Source organism: Bradyrhizobium sp. NBAIM14 (genome assembly GCF_020193895.1).
In the GTDB taxonomy this organism is placed as follows: domain Bacteria; phylum Pseudomonadota; class Alphaproteobacteria; order Rhizobiales; family Xanthobacteraceae; genus Bradyrhizobium; species Bradyrhizobium yuanmingense.
The window spans coordinates 1-1,794 of record NZ_JADYVQ010000056.1 but is presented as its reverse complement, the minus strand read 5'-3'; the positions used below and the strand labels follow the sequence as shown (position 1 = coordinate 1,794).

Sequence of the window (1,794 nt, the reverse complement as noted above, 5' to 3'; positions counted from 1 at the left end):
ATTCCTCTTGATGCGCCTCTCTACCGTGGGAGCAGAGACCGTGGCAGCGCGTTTCTCGGCTGCCAAGCCATAAACCTTGTATTCAGCGTGGGGAGCGAGGTGTCCTCTCTACTACCGAAGGGATTAGTACCCGTAGCAAACCCTGCAATCGCCGTTGTGGGGGTCGCGAGCTATCCCTCAAGCACTGTGGGGCCGTACTTGGAGTGCTATTCAGGAATTCAAGTTCGTGATCCCGGCGGTGAGACCGGCTTTTACATTCCTTACATTTACGTGACAACGAATGATGCAGCGCTTGCCTCGGGACGAGAGGTTCTTGGTGCTCCAAAAAAGCTGGCGCACATTACTCTGATTAGAGAAGGTGGCCTAATTCAGGGTACGCTCGAGCGTCCAGCTGGCAAGCGCCTGCTGACTCTTACCGCTCAACCGGACCAGCGCATGAGCTCGAGTTCGCAACAGATGTTTTCTGCGCGGACGTATTTCTACTCGGTTCGGCATTTGCCCCCCATCAATGAGCGCGGGAAGGGCGCAGTAACGCAGCTCGTCAAATGGTGCACCGCGCGAACGTTGCGACGCGACGAGCTTGGCGATCAAGTTCAATTTACTGGACCCATCTCCCTAACTTACGACTCACCCTCGATTGTCGATCCCGTGCACAATATTGCACTTGGCGAACCCATGCTTGGCACATACGAGGAGTATGACGCCAAGCTCGAGGTCATTGATATCCTTTCGGAAACCGCAACTCCAGGCAAATAGTGATCGATAAGCTTTAGGAGTTCATCGGATCCTGAGTTCAGCCGCGGGCTCTCGGCGTGCCCATTGATGGGCCATTACAGCGACGCAAGCTAGGGTCCTAACGCACTGCATGAAACACGCAAGGGAGAAGGCTGCCGCGTGCGCCCGCCGCGGGGCGACTTCTCGGTGGCGACTCGACGGAGAACGTCCGCCTTTCATCGCCATCTAACGCCCGAGACCATCAACGCCGTCTACGCCGACGGCTATGAAAGAACCCGTTGGCTCTCCTATGCCAGCTATGCTGCGCTGGTGCCCCTCCACAGCTGCCGAGCAGCCGCGGGCACGTGCGTTGCGTCGTTCGGAACTAGCCGCTTGGTCAGTGCCATGCCAGCGGCGACCTGGTCCCCGCGCAGCGACGTGGCGACCAACGGGTGCCAGCCTCGAAGCGAAGAAGACTGCTCATGCGGCATAATCCGGCTTGCGGCATAATCAGCGAGCTCGCGGATGAAAAGCGGTGATCATCACTGCTGCAGACTGCGAATATGAACAACGTCGATCATTCGCATGATCACCACAACGCTTCAGCGTATCCCTAATGGCTGGCCCAGGACAGAAATCGAGGCGCTAATGCCAAGGAACCCACGCCGCCAGCGGCCTTTGGCTCGCGGCTTCCGAGTTCTTTCAAGGTGCGCCTGCAGCCACGGTGCGGACCGGCACATAAGCAATGCTGTCGCTGCTCCGATCGTGGCCTTATAATACAAATTGCGGGCACCAATGCCTGGACGGCCTTCCTGCTCTTACACCCGCGTCCGTTTTCAGCAAACGGCGACAATGAGCTGACCACCGGCCGCTCGAAAATGCTTTGCTCTACCGAAGGCGCATTGCCACCAGAACTGGCCGATCAGACGATCTTGGGAAAGTACTAGGCGACTGCCCCAAGCTCGTCGTCGCTTATATGATCTACACGATTCGACTGCTCAACGCTGATGTTGTTGTATCTTGAGATTATCCAACAACTTCGAGCCTTCACTGAACGATCTCGACCAAGATCGCTCTGCC

At 57.1% G+C, this 1,794-nt stretch carries 1 protein-coding gene; it reads left to right on the top strand.

Translation table 11 applies throughout. The annotated features are described in order from the left end of the window. On the top strand, window positions 1–756 hold a 756-nt coding region (locus I6F28_RS36950; RefSeq protein WP_225143913.1), incomplete at its 5' end, for an acetoacetate decarboxylase family protein. Window positions 757–1,794: the final 1,038 nt, after the last annotated feature.